We start from the raw sequence: 19,314 nt of genomic DNA, 5'->3' as shown, positions 1-19,314 counted from the left end.
ATTACCCCATCCCTTCGTAAGAAGATTTATTTCTTTTCTAAATAGCGATAAATCGTCGTGCGAGACACACCCCATCTTTCCGCAACATCTTTAATCGGAGTGCCACTTTCGATTAAGGCTTTCATCATTTCAATATCCTTTGATCCATATTTTACTTCTATATCGATGGAAGAAGGACTTCTGAAAGTAATATAGAATATTAGTTTAATGAGTATTTCTACTATTCATGTATTCTTATAATAAAACTGAAGGGAGCTTGTTTTTTTGAAAACTAGACTGCAAATGAAAAAAAAATTAGTTATTTCCGTGATTTTAATTACAGTCCTAGCTTCCTTTATTGTTGGTTGTTCAAAAGATACAACTAATAATGAAGACAAAACAACTATGGAGGGAGTTGTTGCCAAAATAAAGGGTAATCAGATATTAGTAGTGGAGGGAGTGACATATGAGGAAATTAAAGGGTTAGCAGAAGAAGATATGATAAAGAAAGCACAAAGTGCAGCTTATTTTGAATTGAAACAGGAAGTCAAGAATCTGAAAATCGGTAACAAAGTCAAAGTTTGGATTGAAAGCTTAGACACTTCGAATCCCGCTTATGGAATTAGTAGTAAAGTAGAAATTTTAAATTGAATATATGAGGAGGTTTAACATTGAAAAGGTACAAATACTTTAAAGTTTTATCTGCTTTGTCAATAATAATTACTACTCTATTTTTAGGTGGTTTAACATCAAATGCTACGGAAATAACACCTGACTTCTTGGAACAAATTGAATTTAGAAAAGAGTTCGGATTAGAAACAAATATAGACAAAATTAAATTACTTAATCAAAATGTAAAATTACATGAAGATAGTAATTTTGAAATTCCTTTGACGAAAGCTGAAGAGGAAGAATTGGAAGAGAGATTCAAAATACAGAATGAATATATTCCTAAAATAAAAAAACTTCTGGATGAAAAATACAAAAATGAAGATTTCACTTTGTACATTAACCAAGAAAACAAAGGTGAGATAGTAATAAAATTAAAGCAGGCTAGTGAACATGAAAAAGTAACTGTACAAAAAGATACTATGGTAAATGAATTAAAAAGTGTAGGTCCAATGTTTAGCTACAGAATTGAAGATGGGAACTATAGTGAATCGGATTTGAATAAAATTTCTGAACAAATATGGGAAAAGAAAGGCCAACAGAACCTAGACTTTGATTCGACCTCCGTAGATGTGATTAATGAAAAGGTAATAGTGGGAATTATAGATTATACAATAGAAAAAGAAAGACAGCTAAAATTAGTCTTTGGAGATTTCCCTTTAGAAGTGGTTCAAGTAGATCCTCCAAATAATCATAGAGGTTCCTATGGTGGTGAAAAAATTGTAAATAGTAGAAGTGGTGCTTGTTCTTCTGGTTATTATGCGAAAAGTGGAAGTAATCATTATTTAATTACTGCAGGTCACTGTAGTAGAAGTTATAACGCTAGTACCGGTGCAGTAACAAATCACACTTCCGATACCTATAAATATGGAACCACCACTTTAGGAAAGGTAAACTCAATTAGATACGGCGGAAAAATAGATGCTCTTACTATTTCCGTAAGTTCAGGTAATGCAAATAGTAATATTAATATTAATGGAGCAGTAAGAAAAATGACCTCTTCACAGGCTAAAAATGGTGATACCGTCGGACAAGCTGTATGTAAACTTGGATACGCAACCGGAAAATCCCAATGCGGAACACTTAAAAGTAAAAATGTAAGTTATACAATCGCCGGGGCTGCCTTTACGGAATTGAGAGGTACTAACCTAACTTCTACTGGTGGCGATAGTGGAGGAACTATGTATAATAGCTTTCAATATTTAGGTATTAATAAGGGGTCTGGTGGGGGTTATACTCAAGTATATTCTCAGATCGGAGAAATTAATTATAGTTTGGGATTAAGCACTTACTTACAATAATTTAAAAATGCTATATGTTTCAGTTCTAAGATTATAACCCTACAATCACCGTGAAAGTGATTGTAGGGTTATTTTTATTTAGTTCGATGCAAACGGTAAGCAGTACACTAGATTCAACAGTTCCTCTTATGTTTTTAACATAGAGTGATGATAACGCAAACTTGGCGAAAAGATAATATATGTAACCATTTCTACTTGACGGTTACAACAGCTTAGCGTTGTAAATCCGCATTTTCCTGACGCTACCTCGAGTAGGAGAAATCGGCTTTTTTCATGTCGAAATTTGCTTAGCGTATGTTTTGCGCGTTTTGTTGGTAGTACCCCTTCTTTAGCTAATATAAAGAATGTTTTACAAGAAAAAGCGTATGATGTGATTGAATTAAAGGAAAATAACGATGAACAAAATTGTGACGCATGTGTTATTACCTGCTTAGATACGAATACAATGGGGATTCATGAAATGATTACTAATGGCCCAGTTATCAAAGCAAATGGACTTACTGCTGACGAGGTTTGCTGCCAATTAGAGAGTAGGTTAAATAGCTAGAATTCGAGAGTGCTTCTTAACACTTTATTGATAAGGACAGCCTTTTTTATACATTATCGACTTTCCTGACGCATATAGTTTAAAGGACAAGTATATGGGAGGTTGAGTTAGCGATGAACTTTATTGTAATTAAAAGGAACAATGTTTTTAAATGGGTAGTTGTAATCTTCATTATCACTTCTGCAATTATTTGGTATTCATTTCAAGCAAAAGCGCTAACCGTTTTTCAAGCGGATAAAACAAATTATCGAGAAATTCATATGGTTACTGGAGAATTTGCAACAAAAACGGCAGAAGGAAAAGAAATTGAGGCATATCGATGGGATCCAGGGACAATCGTCTTAAGAAAAGATGAAAAGGTTCACCTGAAAATATTTGGTGTTAACGGTCAAGAACATCCTTTTTATATTGAAGGAACGGATATTCAAGGAACGGTTCAGAAAGGAAAAGAGACTACTATCCCATTACAGTTTAACAAAACAGGTACATATCGTCTTATTTGTATTACCCATCCTGATGCAGAACATAATGGACCGATGATTGCGTATATTGTCGTAATTGATTAATCATTTTCATTTTTTTCCGCGCAACAGCGATATTACCTTCAATCGGAGTCCGCAGAACGAATACCCTTCGTTTGCCAAGAGCGCTGTTAAAGTAGTGCTTTTCTGTATTCGTTCTGCCATCGCCTAATGAAGCAACTCCGATTGAACTATCATTTTTAATTATATCGACCTTTATCATATTCTTATGATAAGGAGGTTTAAAAAAAGATATTAAACAAACGGATATTTTTTTATTTTTCTAAATCTTGTAACGGAATATTTTCTTCCCGTTTTTCTATCATTCCGTCTACTGTACCTTCCATATAGTTATCACTTACTTGTTCGTGGGTTAAAGTTAACCCTTGTGACAATTGATCTGTATTATTTCTCAATTCATGGCTAAAATGGCGTCCAGCTATTTTTTTTGCATCATCATTTACCATTATTTTCCCTCCTTTAATAGTTTCAGGTTATTTTCTCACCTATTTAGAAAGATAAACAGGAAAATTTTCCCCATCATGGAATTTTTTTTAACTAATATACTTCTATACGCCGTAGATAATGATAAATAAAGATTGAGGTGATGAAATGGGAGAAAATCAAAAACAATTTCAACGAGATGAAAAACAGTACAAATTACCTAATGCAGTAAAAAACAATAGCAATAGTCAATATTTAGTTGGCTATGAAGCAACAACTGGCAATCAAATTAATTTAAAAAATACGGGTATGAAAAAGAAATAATTCATGCAATACGTATAGGAAGAAGCGGAATTTGTCTCCGCTTCTTTTTTTTGTTCGTCTTCCCTAAAACCTTTCCCTTCCTGTTTGAATACGATTAAGTGAAGGGAGGTTAAAAGAAAATGGCAAATGGTGAACAAAAACAATTTTTCGAAGGTTTATTAATTTTTTTGTTGTTATTCATTCCACTTAGTGTTCTATTAATCTTTCAAAATAATACCCCGCCGCAAAACAATGGCGATGGAAATGGAAGTGAAGATAAAGACACAAGTGCTCATCATTGGGGCGTAGACTCAGCAAGTTATACGACAGAGGAGTTTTTTGCTTGTGTAAAGGATAATTACGGCAGCCCAGAAGTTTGGGGTCGCTATTTAGGAGAAAAAGAAGGTGTCTCCAGTGGGATTACAAAGGAAGAAATTAAACTTTTCCATGATAACGATATTAAAATCTTATTAATTTATAATCACTTTACAGATGCGACAGGAAAAGAAAATGGAATTGATCGTGCCAAACACGCAATAAAACTTGCTGAAGAGTTAAATGTTCCAGAAGGTGTAGCAATTTTCGCTGATATTGAACCCGATTACCCAGTAGACAAAGACTTCATGTTAGGTTGGATGGAAGAAATGGAAAAATCAAAATATGTACCAGGGATATATGGTGTATTCTCTGATGAACAAGCAATTTATGCTGCATTTAATGAGGCGGCTGAGGAAGACGAAAAAATAAAAGAGAAAGTTCTTCTTTGGACTGCTTTTCCTCAAGAAGGTGTGTCGAAAAAGGAAAATGCACCAAATTATCAAGCTTTTGGACCAAAAGATGCAAAAATACTCGGTTGGCAATATGGGTTAGATGGAGAAACATGTAATATTGACACAAATTTATTTAAAAAAGAAATACTAGAATATTTATGGTAGTTATTTGTTGGGGATGTTCATAAATGGACACCCCCTCTTTTTATGTGAACAGTTTTAAAGAAAAATAGATAATTAATATTTGACAGTAAGACCATATAACCAATATAATTATTTCGATAATATGTTAACTTATTAAAATTTAAGTTAACAAATAACCAGTTACGAAGGGGGTTTACTTTGAAAGGGAATGAAAATCGTTTAAAAAGGATGACAATAGTTGCATTATTTGCAAGCATGATTAGTATTTTAGCACAATTCACTATTCCGCTTCCGGTTATACCAATCACGATGCAAACTTTAGCAATTGGGTTAGCAGCAACTATACTTGGGGCTAAATATGGAACTTATTCCGTAGTATTGTATTGTTTATTAGGCGCGGTAGGTGCTCCAGTTTTTGCTGGGTTAAATGGAGGATTTCATGTTATTTTAGGAAATACTGGTGGATTTATTATCGGTTTTATCCCAACTGCTTGGGTTACTGGTTACATATTAGAGAAAACATCTTTTACAATTAGAGTGGCTTTTATCGCTAATATCGTTGGGATGTTTATCACGTTAACGTTTGGAACTACATGGTTTAAGATTGTAAGTGAAACATCTTGGTCAGTAGCTTTTGCAACTTCATTTACTCCATTTATTTTAGTAGGTTTAATAAAAGCATATTTAGCATCTATTATTGGTATAGCTGTAAGAAAGCAACTACTCCAAGCAAAGTTATTGCAACCTATGTTTAAAGTATCCGCTTAAATTTGTTTAGTCATTAGTATGACAGCTTTTATAGGAAAGTGTGGCACAGCCATTTTTAAAGATTGTTTAAATGAGTACTGTTTTGCGAAAATAGTGGACAAAGGATGAATGCCTTAAAAAAAATAGTATTAAAAAGTTAATCGCTGTCAGTGGCGGTTTTTCACCCCACTGACGGTCTAGGTGGCCAAGAGAGTTACTCTTTAACAGTCCCAATTTTGCATAACCTTAGACTATATTTTGGAAATTTGACATACTTTACGGCAAACATTCATGATTCGAAGTTTTTTTAATAATTGAGCCTAAAACAGTTGTTAACTCACTGGCGACAATGGTTTGTTCTCCCTGTGTTATACTTAACTGTTCTGCACATAAACCGTGCAAATATACTGCATTAAGAATGGCTGAAGGGATATCAACAGCTTTTGCTACCATGGCTAAAATAATTCCCGTTAACGTATCTCCAGAACCTCCCTTTGCTAATCCGCTATTTCCAGTCGGATTAACGAAACAAGTACCATCCGGAAAGGCAATGACCGTATAAGTACCTTTTAAAACTACAATAATATTATTTTCTTTCGCATAATTACTCGCAAATTTTAATCGATTTGCTTGGATTTCTTCAACTGTTTTTCCGATTAAGCGGCTGAACTCTCCAGGATGGGGGGTGATAATGACAGGTGCATTGCCCTTCCCTTTTATACCTTCTATCAATGCTCCTGCGTCAACAATTAAAGGAAAATGTTGATTCAAAAGATATTTTAATGCTTTTTCCACCAAATCTTTATCGACTATACCAGGACCGATAGCCACTGCATCAATAGTAGTTAGCAATTCTCCGTTTGCAACCTTTTCTAACCCATTAAACCAAAATGTTGCCTCAGGTACTTGTGGAGAGATGATGCTAGATACAAATTTTGTTGTTCCTATCATTAACTTACCAATGCCACTTTTCAAAGCTCCGAGGCTACTAAGTGCAGCACTCCCTGGCATTTCATCACTACCGGCGATCAATAAACCAGTACCAAATGTCCCTTTATGGGCGAATTTATTTCTTCGTAATAATGTTCGTTGCAGATCAGCTTGACTCCATATTTTCCATTTTCCATGTTGTGGTAAACCTATATCAACTAATATTGGGTTCCCATAATAATGTGCTGACGGTAATAAAAAAGCGGATGGCTTAAAACCATGCAAACAAAAAGTATAATTGGCTTGAAACGCAACGTTTGTTTCCCCGCTATCTGCCAACACTCCAGTAGGCATATCAATAGCAATTTTTAATGCTGATTGACTGTTGCACCATTCAATTAATGTTCGATATTCATGTCGCAGTGGTAACCGTGTACCTACCCCTAGTACGGAATCAACAATTACATCATATTGTTTCTTTTGAAAATCAAACGTCTTACAATTGCCATGACAACTTTGATAAAAACGGTAATGTTCGAAAGCTACAGTAGTCTTAGGCTCGCCAAATGGGAATACGAGATCAACCGAATAATCGTTTTGTTTTAAGTATCTAGCTAAAACTACACCATCGCCACCGTTATTCCCCTTCCCTGCTAATATTAAAATCTTAGCTTCTTTTTTTAATAGCTTTTTTAGCTGGAAATAAATACTCCTGCCCGATGTCTCCATCAATGCATTTAGTGATAAGCCGTTTTTATTAGCTGTTTCATCTGCACTTCTAATCTCTGCTTCATGATAGATATACATTCCACTTCGCATCCTTTAAAAGGGGACAGTCCCCCACCGCTTTAAAGCGCTAAAGCGCCAAGAAACCTTAAACATAATTAAATCTCTACAAAATACTCTTTATAATAACCGCCGACTTTTCCAGTATTATCGGTGATAAAATAAAACTCCTCTGTCTCATTTTTTACATCATATATTTTCCCCTCTGTTAAAACACGATTCACCTTATACTTTTTTGCATTCGTATGAACACATTTTACTTGTTTCATTACATTATCATCTTTCCAATTATTAAATTTCATGAATAAGCGACTCCTTTCATTTCTATTTTATTATAATAAGCTAGATAGCTGAAAAGCAATACTATTCGACTTATAGAAAAAAGGTTAGCAAAGATAAAGGGGTTGATTTCCCTTATTAATATAATGTCATATAATATACAGACAAAATACCAATTAAGAGGAAAATCAAACCCCTGTATTTAAAATAAGTTTTTTTATTAACCTTCTAATAATAGTTGTTCAGGATCTTCAAGCAGCTCTTTAATTTTTACTAAAAAGCTAACCGCTTCTTTTCCATCAACAATTCGGTGGTCATAGGAAAGTGCTATATACATCATTGGACGATTTTCAATTCGGTCCTTATCAATGGCAACTGGCCGTATTTGAATTTTATGCATACCTAAAATGCCAACTTGAGGTCCATTTAGTATCGGTGTGGACATGAGAGAACCAAATACTCCACCATTTGTAATCGTAAATGTACCACCTTGTAAGTCTTTTAAACTTAGTTTATTATCGCGTGCTTTTACAGCTAGGTTGTAAATATCTCTTTCAATTTCGGCAAAGTTTTTCTTATCGGCGTCACGAACAACCGGTACGACTAATCCTTCATCCGTTGAAACGGCTACACCAATATCATAATATTTTTTAATTAATAATTCGTCACCAGCAATTTCTGCGTTTAATAGCGGATATTTTTTCAAAGCTGCTACTACTGCTTTTGTGAAAAAGGACATAAATCCTAGTCTAACATCATGTTCCTCGTAGAAAGCATCTTTTCGACGACTGCGTAAGTCCATTACCGCTGTCATGTCTATTTCATTAAATGTCGTTAACATAGCTGCTGTATGTTGCACTTCTACTAGCCGCTTTGCTATCGTTTGACGACGTCTTGACATTTTGACTTTTTCTACCGGTTTTGCATCATCCGTTGCTTGAACTGGTGCCTGTTTTTTCTCTTGCGATTGTTGCGGTTGTGGTGCTTGAGTTTTGTTATTGATCTGTGCCTCTACATCTTGTTTCCGTATTCTTCCTAATGGATCGGCAGCTGGAACAGTTGCTAAATCAATTCCCTTTTCTCTTGCTAGCTTTCTTGCAGCAGGAGACGCAATAAATTTATCTGAAGTTGATTCTTCTGAACTATCTTCTTGTGAAGTATCTGTTACTTCTTGTTTTGTATCCGTTGTCTTTACCTCTTCTTGTTTTGGTTGTTCACTAACTGGCGCACTTCCTCCTTCAGAAACAATAGCAATCGTATCACCAATTTGAACCGTATCCCCTTCAGCGAATAACAATTCACTGATTACTCCTGCTTCTTCTGAAATTAAATCAACATTTACTTTATCAGTCTCCAGTTCAGCAATTGCTTCCCCTTTTTCAATGGATTCTCCCGGTTTCTTCAACCAAGCTGAAATGGTACCTTCTGTAATAGATTCTGCTAATTCAGGTACTTTAACTTCTGCCACTTGTATTATCCCCTTTCGTTTTTAATGGGGACAGTCCCCCACCGCTTTAAAGCGTTAAAGTGCTATAATTAATACTTATATTTATGTTTTGTTAAGGACGAGTTAGTGCTGTTTGGATGATTCGCTCTTGTTCTTTTTTATGGGCAACTGGATCTCCTTCTGCAGTGCTGGATCGTCTTCTTCTACCAATGTAATAGACATCTATCCCTGCAGGAGCAATTGCATGAACTCTTGGTTCGACGAAAGTCCAAGCTCCCATGTTTTTCGGCTCTTCTTGAACCCAAACAATTTCTTTCAAATTAGGAAATTCACTAACTTTCTTGCTAATTTGGTCCATTGGGAATGGATATAATTCTTCTACCCTAATAATATGAAGCCAATCCTTTTCTTCTATCTTCTCAATGTTTTCCGCTAAATCAACAGCAATTTTCCCAGTACATAAGACGAGTCGCTCCACTTTATCCTTTGCTTCACCTAAACCTGGTTGCTCTAATATTGGTAAAAACTCCCCTTTTGTTAGTTCATCGATATTAGCAGCAACTAAAGGATGACGTAATAAACTTTTCGGTGACATGATGACTAACGGACGAATTTCTTCTTTCGTTAACATCAAAGCTTGACGGCGTAAAATATGGAAGTATTGAGCTGCTTTCGTCATGTAAGCGACTGTCCAGTTATTTTCAGCTGCTAATGTTAAAAATCTTTCCAACCTTGCGCTAGAATGTTCTGGACCTTGTCCTTCGTATCCATGTGGAAGTAACATTACTAATCCTGACTTTTGCCCCCATTTAGCGCGGCTAGAAGAAATAAATTGATCGATAATGACTTGAGCAGAGTTTGCAAAGTCTCCAAACTGCGCTTCCCATAACACTAGCGTTTCTGGCGCAAATACGTTGTACCCATATTCAAAACCGAGCACACTAATTTCTGATAATGGACTATTATGAACGGCGAATGAAGCTTTACCGTCTTTTAAATGATGTAATGGTGAAAATCTATCTCCAGTATGAAAATCATGTAACATAATATGTCTATGTGCAAACGTTCCACGTTCAGAATCTTGACCAGATAAACGGATTGGAATTCCATCAGTTAAAATAGTGGCAAATGCTAATGCTTCCGCATGTGCCCAATCAATTTTTCCATCTTTTAAAGCGTTTTCCCGTCGTTTTAAAATCCTTTCAAGCTTATTAAATGCTTGGAATCCTTCTGGCCATTTTAGTAGTTCTTCATTTGCCTTGAAAATTGCGTTTTCCGCTACGGCTGTCTTAACTTCAGGTAATCCTTTTTCAACCGTCTCAGGAGGATTCATTTCATAATCAATTTCTTGTTCTTTCGGAACTTTTTCATGGGCTGCCTTTAATTTGCTAATTATTGCTTCTTCAAATTTAGCAAATGTATCTTTTGTAATAACATTATGTTCGATTAATTTCTCAACATATAAATTTTTCACAGTAGGATGTTTATGAATGATTTGATACATTAATGGGTTTGTAGCTAACGGTTCATCCATTTCGTTATGTCCAAATCGTCGATAGCCAATTAAATCAATTAAAAAATCTTTTTTGAACGTTTGTCTATACAGCACTGCTAAGTTTGCTGCTCGTAAAACCGCTTCAGGATCATCTGCGTTAACATGGACAATCGGTATTTCAAATCCTTTAGCTAAGTCACTAGCGTATCTTGTAGACCGTGAATCTTCACTTTCTGTAGTAAAACCAATCATGTTATTAGCGATTATATGGACTGTTCCACCAGTTTGATAACCTCTAATTCTACTTAAATTTAAAGTTTCAGCGACTACACCTTGTCCAGGAAAAGCCGCATCCCCATGGATGACGATTCCTACGGCTTTATTTTTATCTTGAACTGGAAAGCCGTTTGCTGTCCTAGTCTCTTGAGCAGCACGGGTGGAACCTACTACGACAGGGTTAACATATTCCAAGTGACTCGGATTATTTGCAAGTGTTACTCTTGCTTTTACTTCTGTTTGATCAGTAATTTTTCGATCAAGACCTAAATGGTATTTAACGTCTCCTGTCCAACCATATGTTATTCCTATAGACCCCTCAGATGGAATTAAGTCTTTATTCGGTGCGTGTTGAAATTCAGCAAATATCATTTCATAAGGTTTTCCTAATACATGCGCTAATACATTTAAACGGCCTCGATGAGCCATCCCAATATTTACCGTTTCTGTCCCATTTTCAACAAATTTTAAAATTAACTCATCTAACAGTGGAACTAATGTATCTAATCCTTCAATAGAAAATCGCTTTTGGCCTACATATGTTTTATGTAAAAATTGTTCAAAATTTTCAACTTCTACTAATCTCTTTAATAATGATATCTTTTCTTCTATTGTTAATTCATGATCATATGCTTTAGATTCGATCATTTTTTGGAGCCAATCCCGCTCTTTCTCATCTTCTACATGATTAAATTCAAAGGCGAGTTTTTTTGTATAAATACTAGCTAAATACTTAATTGCTTCTAAACCATCCTGAATAGAATTAGGTAAATATGAGCTAATATAAGGAGCAGGGATGTTCAATAAATCTGCATCTGTCAGTCCATATTTACTGTAATTTAAAAGCTCCGACAATCTTTTTTCTTGTTTTTCTAACGGGTTAATATCTGCATATAAATGTCCATAAAGGCGAATATCCTCTGCCAACTTTCTAGCAGATAATATCTTGTTGAAATCAAGACCGTTGGATAGTTGCTCAGACATGTGCACATTATTCAACTTTTCACTTTCTAAAACAGGTGGTCCCCATTCATCGAATAAGGCTCGCATTTCTTCATCAATTAAATTTGGATCTTTCACATACAAATCATACAATTCCATTACAACACCTAAGTTAGGACCATGGAAATTTTCCCATGGATTTTGGGATTGACCATTCAGCCTATTCATTTTTGAATACCCTCCAGCGTTTTAAAGTAACTTAACCTTAAAAAGTCCCCTTTTAGTTAACATTAAACTTTAAAAACATTATATTAATATAAAGTTTAACCGTTTACATTTCCATTGTACCATGCAGGTAAATGTTGTCAAAGGAAATGATTAAATATTACAATAAATCGTTTCTCGAACAACTACTTTCACGTTATTTACTATACTAATATTTATTATTGTGAAGCTTTGGATTATTTCCCTCTTTCATCTTACAATGTTCCTAGCAAAAATCAATTATTATGCCTTCACTTCGAAAATTTTTTCATAAAGCAGACAAAATCATACATAAAAATAACCCTTGAACTGATAGCGCTATCATAACTACAATAATATGTAGGGCATTTTTTTACTTATTTTCACAATTTCTCAATAATGTAATGACTAAATCTTTTGAGGTGACATATGATAATTCATTATGATATTTTTCCACTAGGTCAAGAAGCTATCGTCGTACAATTAGGTCAGGAATTTTCAAAAGAAACGAATATATTTGTATATACAATTGCCAAATATTTAAATGACCATCCGTTTGAAGGTTTTGTGGAAGTTGTCCCATCATTTACATCTTTAACCATTCATTTTGATAGTAAAGTTGCGAGTGAACAAATTTTTGAACAAATTAATGATTTAGTTGAACAAATATTAAACAAAATGAACCAAGCAGATTTGCATAAACAAAGTAAAGTACGTATTCCTGTCTGCTATGATCCCGAATTTGCTATTGATTTGCCGTTTGTTGCAAACTTAAACAAAGTTTCTATACCCGAATTTATCGAAATTCATTCTAACGAGACTTATTTTGTCTCCTACTTAAGTTTTGGAAGTGGTATTCCCTTTATTGGTGGGATTAACAAACACCTATCTGTTCCTAGAAAAAAATCCCCGAAATTTTATTTACCAATGGGGTCTGTTGGGATTGCTGGCAGACAAACAGGTATATATCCTATTAAAACGGCAGTAGGTTGGCAAATTATCGGAAGAACCCCACTTAGTTTTCTAAAAAAACATAAAGATCTGTTCATGCCAGGGACAGAAGTTCAATTTACTCCAATATCAACAGAGCAATTCATGGATATGGAAACGGCAGAAGCGTATAAAAAAATAATTTCATTTTAAAAAGAGGTGGATATTTTCCATCTTTTTTATTTGTTTACATAACATTATTATAATAAACCATTTACTATGGAATTATTTTAAGCATTTTTCTATCTAATTGGAGCATATTAAAAATACCATTAAAAGATTGGAGAATGAATATGGGGGAATTTGGATTATTTGAGCAATTCCATGGAAATTCAAAGAAAAAAAATAAAACTTTAAATAAGCGATGGGCAATCGTATCTATTGCGTCCATTCCTTTAGTAATGACATTAGGGAATTCTATGTTAATTCCAGTGCTTCCTTCAATGGAAAGAGAATTTAATATTACTTCCCTGCAATCAAGTTTAATTATTACTGTGTATTCTATCGTGGCAATCATTTTTATACCGCTAGCTGGCTATTTATCTGATAAATGGGGTCGTAAAGTAATAATTATTCCGAGCTTAATACTAACAGCAATTGGTGGATTATTATCTGCCCTTGCTATTTGGAAAATGAAAGATCCATACGGGCTCATATTAATTGGCAGGGCCTTGCAAGGAATTGGTGCTGCGGGAGCCTTTCCGATCGTGTTGCCATTAGTTGGTGATATGTTCCATAGGGATGATGAAATTAGTTCAACATTAGGTGTCATTGAAACGTCTAACACTTTGGGAAAAGTTCTAAGTCCCATTTTAGGAGCATTTTTAGCTAGTTTTTTCATCTCACTACCTTTTTTCTCCATCCCAGTATTTAGTACAATTTCCTTACTAATGATGGTTTTTTTAGTAAAATGTCCAAAAGTGAAAGATGCTCCTCCTCTAAGTGAGTTTTTTAATGGTATAAAAATAACCTTTCGCCATAACCACCAGTGGTTAATTGCTGTATTTATTATAGGTGGCATTTTAATGTTCGTTTTATTCGGTGTATTATTTTACTTATCTAATATTTTAGAAACCATTTATAAAATTGGTGATATTAAAAAAGGATTTATGTTGGCAATCCCATTAGGTGCCCTCTGCTTATCTTCCTACATAACAGGGAAAAAAATAAAAGAGGACAAGACGTTAATGAAACGTATTATCTTTTTCGGTCTTGTCATGTTAGCAATTGCTGTCTTCTTTTTAAGCTTTACGAAAAATTTATGGCTTTCCATCTCACTGTTTGTGTTTGTTGGTATTGGTATTGGCATTGGATTACCATGTTTAGATGCTTTAATCACACAAGGAATTGAAAAGGAAAAACGAGGCACAATAACTTCACTATATAGTTCTATGCGATTTATCGGTGTAGCTCTAGGACCACCAATTTTAGCAATACTTTTGAAAAGTTTAGACCAATATATTTTTTATATTTTAACTGGAATCTGTATTTTAACCGCATTAGTTTGTATCGTTTGGATACGTCCTGAGAAGGAAGAAGAAGATTCTTTTTTGGAGAAATTTTAATAATAAGGGAGAAACAATTTATCCTTGATGGATAATACTCAATTAATCCATTTTATCATAAAGATTTACCGCAAGCTCGAATAAAAAGGGGTCAAAACTTTATCACCAAAGTACGGTAATGAAGTTTCGCCCCTTCCATTTATCCTATTTCCCGAATTGTACAGGAATATGTGTTACTTCTAGTTTTTCCATTTTATAACCATTAGCACTTAAATAGATTAATAGATTTTCCAAATAATTCAGTGTTGTTTTTCGATCATGGAGAAGTATTACTTTCTTATCATTTTTTTTGAAATTATTTATTTGATGAATAACGTTATTGACAAAGGATCCATCAGTATGTTTCCAGTCCATGCTATCTATATTCCAGTCCCACATTTTTAATCCTGCATTATTTACTGCTTCAATATAGTCAGGCTTCATATGAGGAACAGAACCATAAGGGACACGCATTAATGATGATTTCTTTCCTGTGATATTTTGTAATGTTTGTTGACCTTTCATCATTTCGGCTACAACAGATTCCTTTGAAGCATAAAATTTATTTTTATCATGTGTTACACTATGCATTCCAACTTGATGACCACGCTTAACAATTTCCCTGACTACATTCGGGTATTGGCGCATTTTTGGCTCAAGCATAAAAAATGTCGCTTTTGCATTATATTTATCTAGTAAATTTAAAATATCTATTGTGAAATATTCCGGTCCATCATCAAATGTTAAATAGACAACTTTATCTTCTTTAGATATATTTGTTTGCGGAGCTTTATTTATTGATTCTTTTTTAGTTGGAACTTTATTGGGGTTTGTAGCATTATTTTCATTCGATTGCTTTTGATCTACATTTTTTTGTTCTATATTTTTTTCAGTACTGTTATTTTTCTTTACCTCTTGTTTCTTTTGCGGTTTTTCTTTTACCGTTTCGGAATTGTCTTTTTCATTTATGTTGCTAACAGGGGTAGTTTTCTCTTTATTGTCTTCCTTAGTTCGATCTGGTAATTTCTCCTCAACTGGATTAAGAGGGAAGTTTTGAGCATCACTAACATGTAATGTTGCATTATTCTCCTTCGATTGAACTTCCTGCCAAAAAGCAAACCCTGATAATAATAATAAAAAAGTCATACTTAGTATTAATAATTCCAATTTTCTTTTTCTTCTTCTTCTCTTAACCCGCATGTCTTCACCCTTTTCCCCTTCTTAATCACTTTCATATATATAGACTAGATCATTAGACAAAAAGTTACATAATCTATGAAAAAAAGACAAGTTTCTACTAATAGTATAGTATATTTCAATATAATTTCCTAGCATATATCGGTTTTATTTCCAATCATTGGGCAATTAAAAAAGGCTGGAATTTCTTCCAGCCTTTTTTACTCGCTCGGGTTGTTTTAATGGGGGTAATTCATTTGAATGATTACAAATAAATCATAATCGATGATGATATACGATTTCAATGGTAATTTTGGGTAGTTTCCTTTTTAACGATTTTGACAATAAATTTTTAGTATATCTTTCAATTTCTCGGCGTCATCTGCTGTTTCAATTAAATAATGATCGCCAGACAATTCCGTTGTAAAGGAAGTTATCCCTTGTTGTTTTAAAAAGGAGTCTATATCTGTTACATCATCTGCTTGATTTAATAAAGTTTTATATCCAACAAAATCACCGTTTACATATAATTCATATCGATCCTCATTTAATTTTGCTGTGTTAATTTCATCATTATTTGTTAAAAAAGGAAGTTGAGAACTAAAACCATTACTCCAATTATAATTCATTAAAATCCCTACCTTTTCCTGTAAAATTTATAACGGAACTAGTTATATTTTCTGTTTCGGAATGAAAATAATTCAAGAAAAATATGGTCCTAAATGACGGACATCCTGAATATGATGTACAAGCAGTCATTTAGGAGGTTTTTCAATGATATTCGTTAGTTACATATTATTAGGTTTATCCCTTGCCGCCCCAATAGGACCGATAAACGCTGCCCAACTAGATAAAGGCATCAAACACGGTTTTGTTCATTCATGGTTTGTTGGACTTGGAGCAATGATTGCAGATGGAATTTTTATGCTTTTAATTTTTTTTGGAGTGGTTCATTTTTTAGAAATACCTTTTATGCAAACATTTTTATGGTTGTTTGGCTTTTTCGTTCTTGTATATACAGGGATTGAAAGTATTGCAAAAACAGGTCAAATAACGAATACGTCAGACCGGAACGCTGAGTCTGTTTGGAAATCTTTTTTTTCTGGTTTTTTTATTTCATTGTTTAATCCTTTGTCTATATTATTTTGGTTAGGCATATATGGCTCCGTATTATCCACTACGGCAAAAACATATGGAACGGAGCAATTATTATTATTTAGCGGTGCTATTTTTATTGGTATTTTTATATGGGATATTACAATGGCTTCTATTTCCAGCATATTCAGGAAATATTTTGCTGAAAAATTTTTAAGATATATTTCCATTTTTTCTGGGCTTTTCCTCATTGGATTTGGAATTTATTTTGGAATTCAAGCATTCCAAGCTTTATTTGGCTAATTATTCTTGCCATTTTAATTTAATGAATAAACTGCTCGGTTGGCTTAAATCCATTTCAGAATTATCTGTTGATTTATTTACCCTCCAAGCAACAATCGCTATTATAACTAAAAAACCAAGACTTATAAAAAACCCTGGCCTACTTGAGTTGTGGAATAACGTTCCTGTTACGGCAAATAAAATTAATAATACCCCTACGTAACGTTTTATATGGTCAAATTTTGTTAAAGGTAGTAATTTTTTGGCAGCATATAACACAAATAACCAGTTGTATAGTAATAATAAACCTGCTGCTGTCGTAATATATTCATAAACTTTATTCGGTAACAATAATCCCATAACAATAGAAGTGGATAGACCGACAACAGTTAAAATTAATGCAGGTGGCGGTAACGTCCATTTTGACCTTTTATGAAAAACTTTTGGTGCGTTACCTGCTTTTGATAAATTGACAATCATTGTTGTAACGGCGAATAAAGATGCAGTCATAGTTGAAAATCCTGCAATTATCATAATTCCATTAAATAGGTGTGGAACAAAACCAAGATTAAAGTGTTCTAGAGCAACTACAAATGGACTTTCTTTCATATTGAAGGCTTTTAACGGAACTAAAATGATTGCAAGCCCGATGGAAATGACATAGATAATCGTTAACATAAGCAACATGAATTTACCCGATTTAGGTGCTTCTTTCGGATCCTTTAATCTTGTTGCATATATACTCATAATTTCAATCCCGCCATAAGCGTAAAATGAATAGAGCAGTGCCGCCCATAACCCTGTTAACCCATTAGGAAAGGCGCTTGATAAACTACGGGGGTAATGTAAAACAGCTGTTTTTCCAAAAACACCGAATATCGCCATTGACGCTAAGCCAATAAAAATTAAAATAGCTGCTAATTTTGCAATGGCGAACAAATTTCCAAACCGTTCAAACCATTTAATACCGATTAGAACGATGATGATTGCTAATACCGTATAAATAGTAGCACATATCCATAATGGTAAATTTGGAAACCAAAATTTCGTAAAAATAGAAATACCAATCATTTGGCTCCCCATGATAAGCATTTCTGAACTCCAGTAAACCCAACCACTACTAAAACCAGCCCATCTACCGTATGCCTTATTTGAATAGTAGCTGAAGGAACCTTGTTGAGGATCGGCGGCAGTCATCCTACTTAATGCATCATATATAATATATGTCCCTAGTGAGGCCAAAACGAATGGAATAAGAACCATTATTCCTGCTGATTGAATCGCAATAGTAGATCCAAGGAAAAAACCAGTTCCGATAACAAATCCCACACCTAAAATTGATAATTGCCACCACTTTAATTTATTTTCTGCTTTTTCCACCGTAATCCTCCTCCAAATTGAGCACTTTTCCTTTATTTTTTATAACATTCATCGTTTCTATGTATTGAATAATTTCCCTTCCTTCATTGAAAAACTAGTTTGCCATCACTTTTACTTATTGTTAAGTTTTTACGGGGTTAAGAGAAGATAAAACGGTTACGATATGAAAAGCATGTTAATGCAAAAATACGAAGGAGGTAAATAGAATGGGTATTTTAAGCGGAAATCCGAAAGAGGAACCATTACATTATGGAGAAGTATTTGCTCTATGGAGTTACTTATTTACAACAAATAGTTGTATTAGCGCATATCAAACATTAATTAACCATGTTGGTGATGGTGATTTAAAGAAATTAATGGAAGAAGTAATAAATGCATGTCAAAATGAAGTAAAACAAATAGAAATAATACTAAAAGAAAATGAAGTAGGACTTCCCCCAACACCTCCAGAGCGTCCGCATGCCTCTTTAGATGAAATACCTGTTGGGGCTCGCTTTTTAGATAATGAAGTTTCTGCAAAAGTGGGTGCTGATATTGCCACTGGCTTAGTATCATGCAGTACTATTATTGGAGAATCTATCCGCGAAGATATTGCGGTAATGTTTGGACAGTTCCATACTACTAAGGCAACATTGGCTGCCAAGTCTTTACGACTTAATAAAGAAAAAGGCTGGATTACTCCGCCACCTCTTCACAAAAGTAAAGCAGAAGATATTTAAAACATTAATAAGGGCTCTTGTTAACAAGAGCCCTTAATTATTCTTAAAGTTTTTGGACATTAATTGCCTGTGGACCTTTTTCTCCTTCCTCTATGTCAAAAGAAACTTCCTGTCCTTCTTCTAACGACTTAAATCCTTCGCCAGAAATGTTAGAGTAATGAACAAAGACTTCTGATCCATCCTCTTTCGTAATAAATCCAAAACCTTTTTCAGAATTAAACCATTTAACTTTTCCTGTTGCCATATTGATCCTCCTAAAATTAAAGTTCGATAATATTATGTATCAAAAGTAAAATTTTAATCAA

Annotated in this window: 20 protein-coding genes and 1 pseudogene; 11 read left to right on the top strand and 10 right to left on the bottom strand. The window is 34.0% G+C overall.

What is annotated here, in order from left to right:
* Positions 1 to 26: 26 nt before the first annotated feature.
* Positions 27 to 152 (bottom strand): annotated as a pseudogene (locus BN1242_RS13275) (helix-turn-helix domain-containing protein); the annotation flags it as partial.
* A 112-nt stretch (positions 153 to 264) separates the two neighbouring features.
* On the opposite strand from BN1242_RS13275, the gene BN1242_RS12650 reads away from it, so the two are divergent.
* From BN1242_RS12650 to BN1242_RS12635, 4 genes are all read left to right on the top strand, one after another.
* Positions 265 to 630, top strand: coding sequence for a DUF3221 domain-containing protein (locus BN1242_RS12650; RefSeq protein ID WP_062356756.1), 366 nt, complete (start codon positions 265 to 267; stop codon positions 628 to 630).
* A 20-nt stretch (positions 631 to 650) separates the two neighbouring features.
* Positions 651 to 1,949 (top strand): S1 family peptidase, encoded by a 1,299-nt coding sequence (locus tag BN1242_RS12645; protein ID WP_062356752.1) that lies wholly within the window; start codon positions 651 to 653, stop codon positions 1,947 to 1,949.
* Positions 1,950 to 2,232: 283 nt separating this feature from the next.
* The gene (locus BN1242_RS12640; RefSeq protein WP_062356747.1) at positions 2,233 to 2,496 is read left to right on the top strand and encodes a YkuS family protein; all 264 of its coding nucleotides are present in this window, start codon (positions 2,233 to 2,235) and stop codon (positions 2,494 to 2,496) included.
* A 113-nt stretch (positions 2,497 to 2,609) separates the two neighbouring features.
* Positions 2,610 to 3,062, top strand: coding sequence for a cupredoxin domain-containing protein (locus BN1242_RS12635; RefSeq protein WP_062356744.1), 453 nt, complete (start codon positions 2,610 to 2,612; stop codon positions 3,060 to 3,062).
* Between the two features lie 230 nt (positions 3,063 to 3,292).
* Here the strand turns inward: BN1242_RS12635 and BN1242_RS12630 are convergent, their stop codons facing one another.
* Complete coding sequence (locus tag BN1242_RS12630; protein WP_062356739.1) at positions 3,293 to 3,484, bottom strand: YozQ family protein; 192 nt, start codon at positions 3,482 to 3,484, stop codon at positions 3,293 to 3,295.
* Positions 3,485 to 3,629: 145 nt separating this feature from the next.
* On the opposite strand from BN1242_RS12630, the gene BN1242_RS13735 reads away from it, so the two are divergent.
* From BN1242_RS13735 to BN1242_RS12620, 3 genes are all read left to right on the top strand, one after another.
* The gene (locus BN1242_RS13735; protein ID WP_203226061.1) at positions 3,630 to 3,785 is read left to right on the top strand and encodes a hypothetical protein; all 156 of its coding nucleotides are present in this window, start codon (positions 3,630 to 3,632) and stop codon (positions 3,783 to 3,785) included.
* 119 nt (positions 3,786 to 3,904) lie between these two features.
* A complete protein-coding gene (locus tag BN1242_RS12625) occupies positions 3,905 to 4,699 on the top strand; it encodes a glycoside hydrolase domain-containing protein (RefSeq protein ID WP_062356735.1) in 795 nt (264 codons plus the stop codon).
* Between the two features lie 177 nt (positions 4,700 to 4,876).
* Entirely contained in the window at positions 4,877 to 5,446 is a 570-nt protein-coding gene (locus tag BN1242_RS12620; RefSeq protein ID WP_238985141.1) for a biotin transporter BioY, read from the top strand.
* A gap of 255 nt (positions 5,447 to 5,701) precedes the next feature.
* Here BN1242_RS12620 and BN1242_RS12615 read toward each other — a convergent pair whose 3' ends face one another.
* The 4 genes from BN1242_RS12615 to sucA form a co-directional block, all read right to left on the bottom strand.
* The gene (locus BN1242_RS12615; RefSeq protein WP_062357091.1) at positions 5,702 to 7,162 is read right to left on the bottom strand and encodes a bifunctional ADP-dependent NAD(P)H-hydrate dehydratase/NAD(P)H-hydrate epimerase; all 1,461 of its coding nucleotides are present in this window, start codon (positions 7,160 to 7,162) and stop codon (positions 5,702 to 5,704) included.
* Between the two features lie 77 nt (positions 7,163 to 7,239).
* Positions 7,240 to 7,443, bottom strand: coding sequence for a DUF6501 family protein (locus BN1242_RS12610; RefSeq protein WP_062356731.1), 204 nt, complete (start codon positions 7,441 to 7,443; stop codon positions 7,240 to 7,242).
* A gap of 197 nt (positions 7,444 to 7,640) precedes the next feature.
* Positions 7,641 to 8,888, bottom strand: coding sequence for a 2-oxoglutarate dehydrogenase complex dihydrolipoyllysine-residue succinyltransferase (gene odhB / locus BN1242_RS12605; RefSeq protein WP_062356726.1), 1,248 nt, complete (start codon positions 8,886 to 8,888; stop codon positions 7,641 to 7,643).
* Between the two features lie 91 nt (positions 8,889 to 8,979).
* Positions 8,980 to 11,808 carry a 2-oxoglutarate dehydrogenase E1 component gene (gene sucA / locus BN1242_RS12600; protein ID WP_062356722.1) on the bottom strand — a complete coding sequence of 943 codons (2,829 nt, stop codon included), beginning with the start codon at positions 11,806 to 11,808 and terminating at the stop codon, positions 8,980 to 8,982.
* 444 nt (positions 11,809 to 12,252) lie between these two features.
* On the opposite strand from sucA, the gene pxpB reads away from it, so the two are divergent.
* On the top strand, positions 12,253 to 12,966 hold the full coding sequence (pxpB, locus tag BN1242_RS12595; RefSeq protein WP_062356717.1) for a 5-oxoprolinase subunit PxpB: 714 nt from the start codon (positions 12,253 to 12,255) through the stop codon (positions 12,964 to 12,966).
* Between the two features lie 140 nt (positions 12,967 to 13,106).
* Complete coding sequence (locus tag BN1242_RS12590) at positions 13,107 to 14,378, top strand: MFS transporter (protein ID WP_275259454.1); 1,272 nt, start codon at positions 13,107 to 13,109, stop codon at positions 14,376 to 14,378.
* A gap of 144 nt (positions 14,379 to 14,522) precedes the next feature.
* Here the strand turns inward: BN1242_RS12590 and BN1242_RS13420 are convergent, their stop codons facing one another.
* Complete coding sequence (locus BN1242_RS13420; RefSeq protein ID WP_062356709.1) at positions 14,523 to 15,557, bottom strand: polysaccharide deacetylase family protein; 1,035 nt, start codon at positions 15,555 to 15,557, stop codon at positions 14,523 to 14,525.
* 305 nt (positions 15,558 to 15,862) lie between these two features.
* Positions 15,863 to 16,162 carry a hypothetical protein gene (locus BN1242_RS12580; protein WP_062356706.1) on the bottom strand — a complete coding sequence of 100 codons (300 nt, stop codon included), beginning with the start codon at positions 16,160 to 16,162 and terminating at the stop codon, positions 15,863 to 15,865.
* Between the two features lie 145 nt (positions 16,163 to 16,307).
* Here BN1242_RS12580 and BN1242_RS12575 point away from each other — a divergent pair, with 145 nt between their 5' ends.
* The gene (locus tag BN1242_RS12575) at positions 16,308 to 16,931 is read left to right on the top strand and encodes a LysE family transporter (RefSeq protein WP_062356703.1); all 624 of its coding nucleotides are present in this window, start codon (positions 16,308 to 16,310) and stop codon (positions 16,929 to 16,931) included.
* Here BN1242_RS12575 and BN1242_RS12570 read toward each other — a convergent pair whose 3' ends face one another.
* Positions 16,932 to 18,296, bottom strand: coding sequence for an amino acid permease (locus tag BN1242_RS12570; protein WP_420806033.1), 1,365 nt, complete (start codon positions 18,294 to 18,296; stop codon positions 16,932 to 16,934).
* Between the two features lie 200 nt (positions 18,297 to 18,496).
* Between BN1242_RS12570 and BN1242_RS12565 the strand changes: the two genes are divergently transcribed.
* Positions 18,497 to 19,009, top strand: a complete 513-nt coding sequence (locus BN1242_RS12565; RefSeq protein WP_062356698.1) for a DUF3231 family protein — start codon at positions 18,497 to 18,499, stop codon at positions 19,007 to 19,009.
* Between the two features lie 43 nt (positions 19,010 to 19,052).
* On the opposite strand, the gene BN1242_RS12560 is transcribed toward BN1242_RS12565, so the two are convergent.
* Positions 19,053 to 19,253, bottom strand: a complete 201-nt coding sequence (locus BN1242_RS12560) for a cold-shock protein (protein WP_062356696.1) — start codon at positions 19,251 to 19,253, stop codon at positions 19,053 to 19,055.
* Positions 19,254 to 19,314 lie beyond the last annotated feature (61 nt).

It is taken from the genome of Bacillus kwashiorkori (assembly GCF_001375515.1).
GTDB lineage: Bacteria > Bacillota > Bacilli > Bacillales > Caldibacillaceae > Bacillus_BK > Bacillus_BK kwashiorkori.
The sequence above is the reverse complement of the archived record's forward strand: the minus strand, read 5'-3'. Positions and strand labels throughout refer to the sequence as shown.

Bases quoted from the DNA above. Each gene is read 5' to 3' on its own strand.
- pxpB (WP_062356717.1), top strand. From the start codon at position 12,253: ATGATAATTCATTATGATATTTTTCCACTAGGTCAAGAAGCTATCGTC.
- BN1242_RS12560 (WP_062356696.1), bottom strand. From the start codon at position 19,253: ATGGCAACAGGAAAAGTTAAATGGTTTAATTCTGAAAAAGGTTTTGGA.
- BN1242_RS12575 (WP_062356703.1), top strand. From the start codon at position 16,308: ATGATATTCGTTAGTTACATATTATTAGGTTTATCCCTTGCCGCCCCA.
- BN1242_RS12565 (WP_062356698.1), top strand. From the start codon at position 18,497: ATGGGTATTTTAAGCGGAAATCCGAAAGAGGAACCATTACATTATGGA.
- BN1242_RS12615 (WP_062357091.1), bottom strand. From the start codon at position 7,162: ATGTATATCTATCATGAAGCAGAGATTAGAAGTGCAGATGAAACAGCT.
- BN1242_RS12590 (WP_275259454.1), top strand. From the start codon at position 13,107: ATGGGGGAATTTGGATTATTTGAGCAATTCCATGGAAATTCAAAGAAA.
- sucA (WP_062356722.1), bottom strand. From the start codon at position 11,808: ATGAATAGGCTGAATGGTCAATCCCAAAATCCATGGGAAAATTTCCAT.
- BN1242_RS13420 (WP_062356709.1), bottom strand. From the start codon at position 15,557: ATGCGGGTTAAGAGAAGAAGAAGAAAAAGAAAATTGGAATTATTAATA.
- BN1242_RS12635 (WP_062356744.1), top strand. From the start codon at position 2,610: ATGAACTTTATTGTAATTAAAAGGAACAATGTTTTTAAATGGGTAGTT.
- BN1242_RS12610 (WP_062356731.1), bottom strand. From the start codon at position 7,443: ATGAAATTTAATAATTGGAAAGATGATAATGTAATGAAACAAGTAAAA.
- BN1242_RS12580 (WP_062356706.1), bottom strand. From the start codon at position 16,162: ATGAATTATAATTGGAGTAATGGTTTTAGTTCTCAACTTCCTTTTTTA.
- BN1242_RS12625 (WP_062356735.1), top strand. From the start codon at position 3,905: ATGGCAAATGGTGAACAAAAACAATTTTTCGAAGGTTTATTAATTTTT.
- BN1242_RS13735 (WP_203226061.1), top strand. From the start codon at position 3,630: ATGGGAGAAAATCAAAAACAATTTCAACGAGATGAAAAACAGTACAAA.
- BN1242_RS12630 (WP_062356739.1), bottom strand. From the start codon at position 3,484: ATGGTAAATGATGATGCAAAAAAAATAGCTGGACGCCATTTTAGCCAT.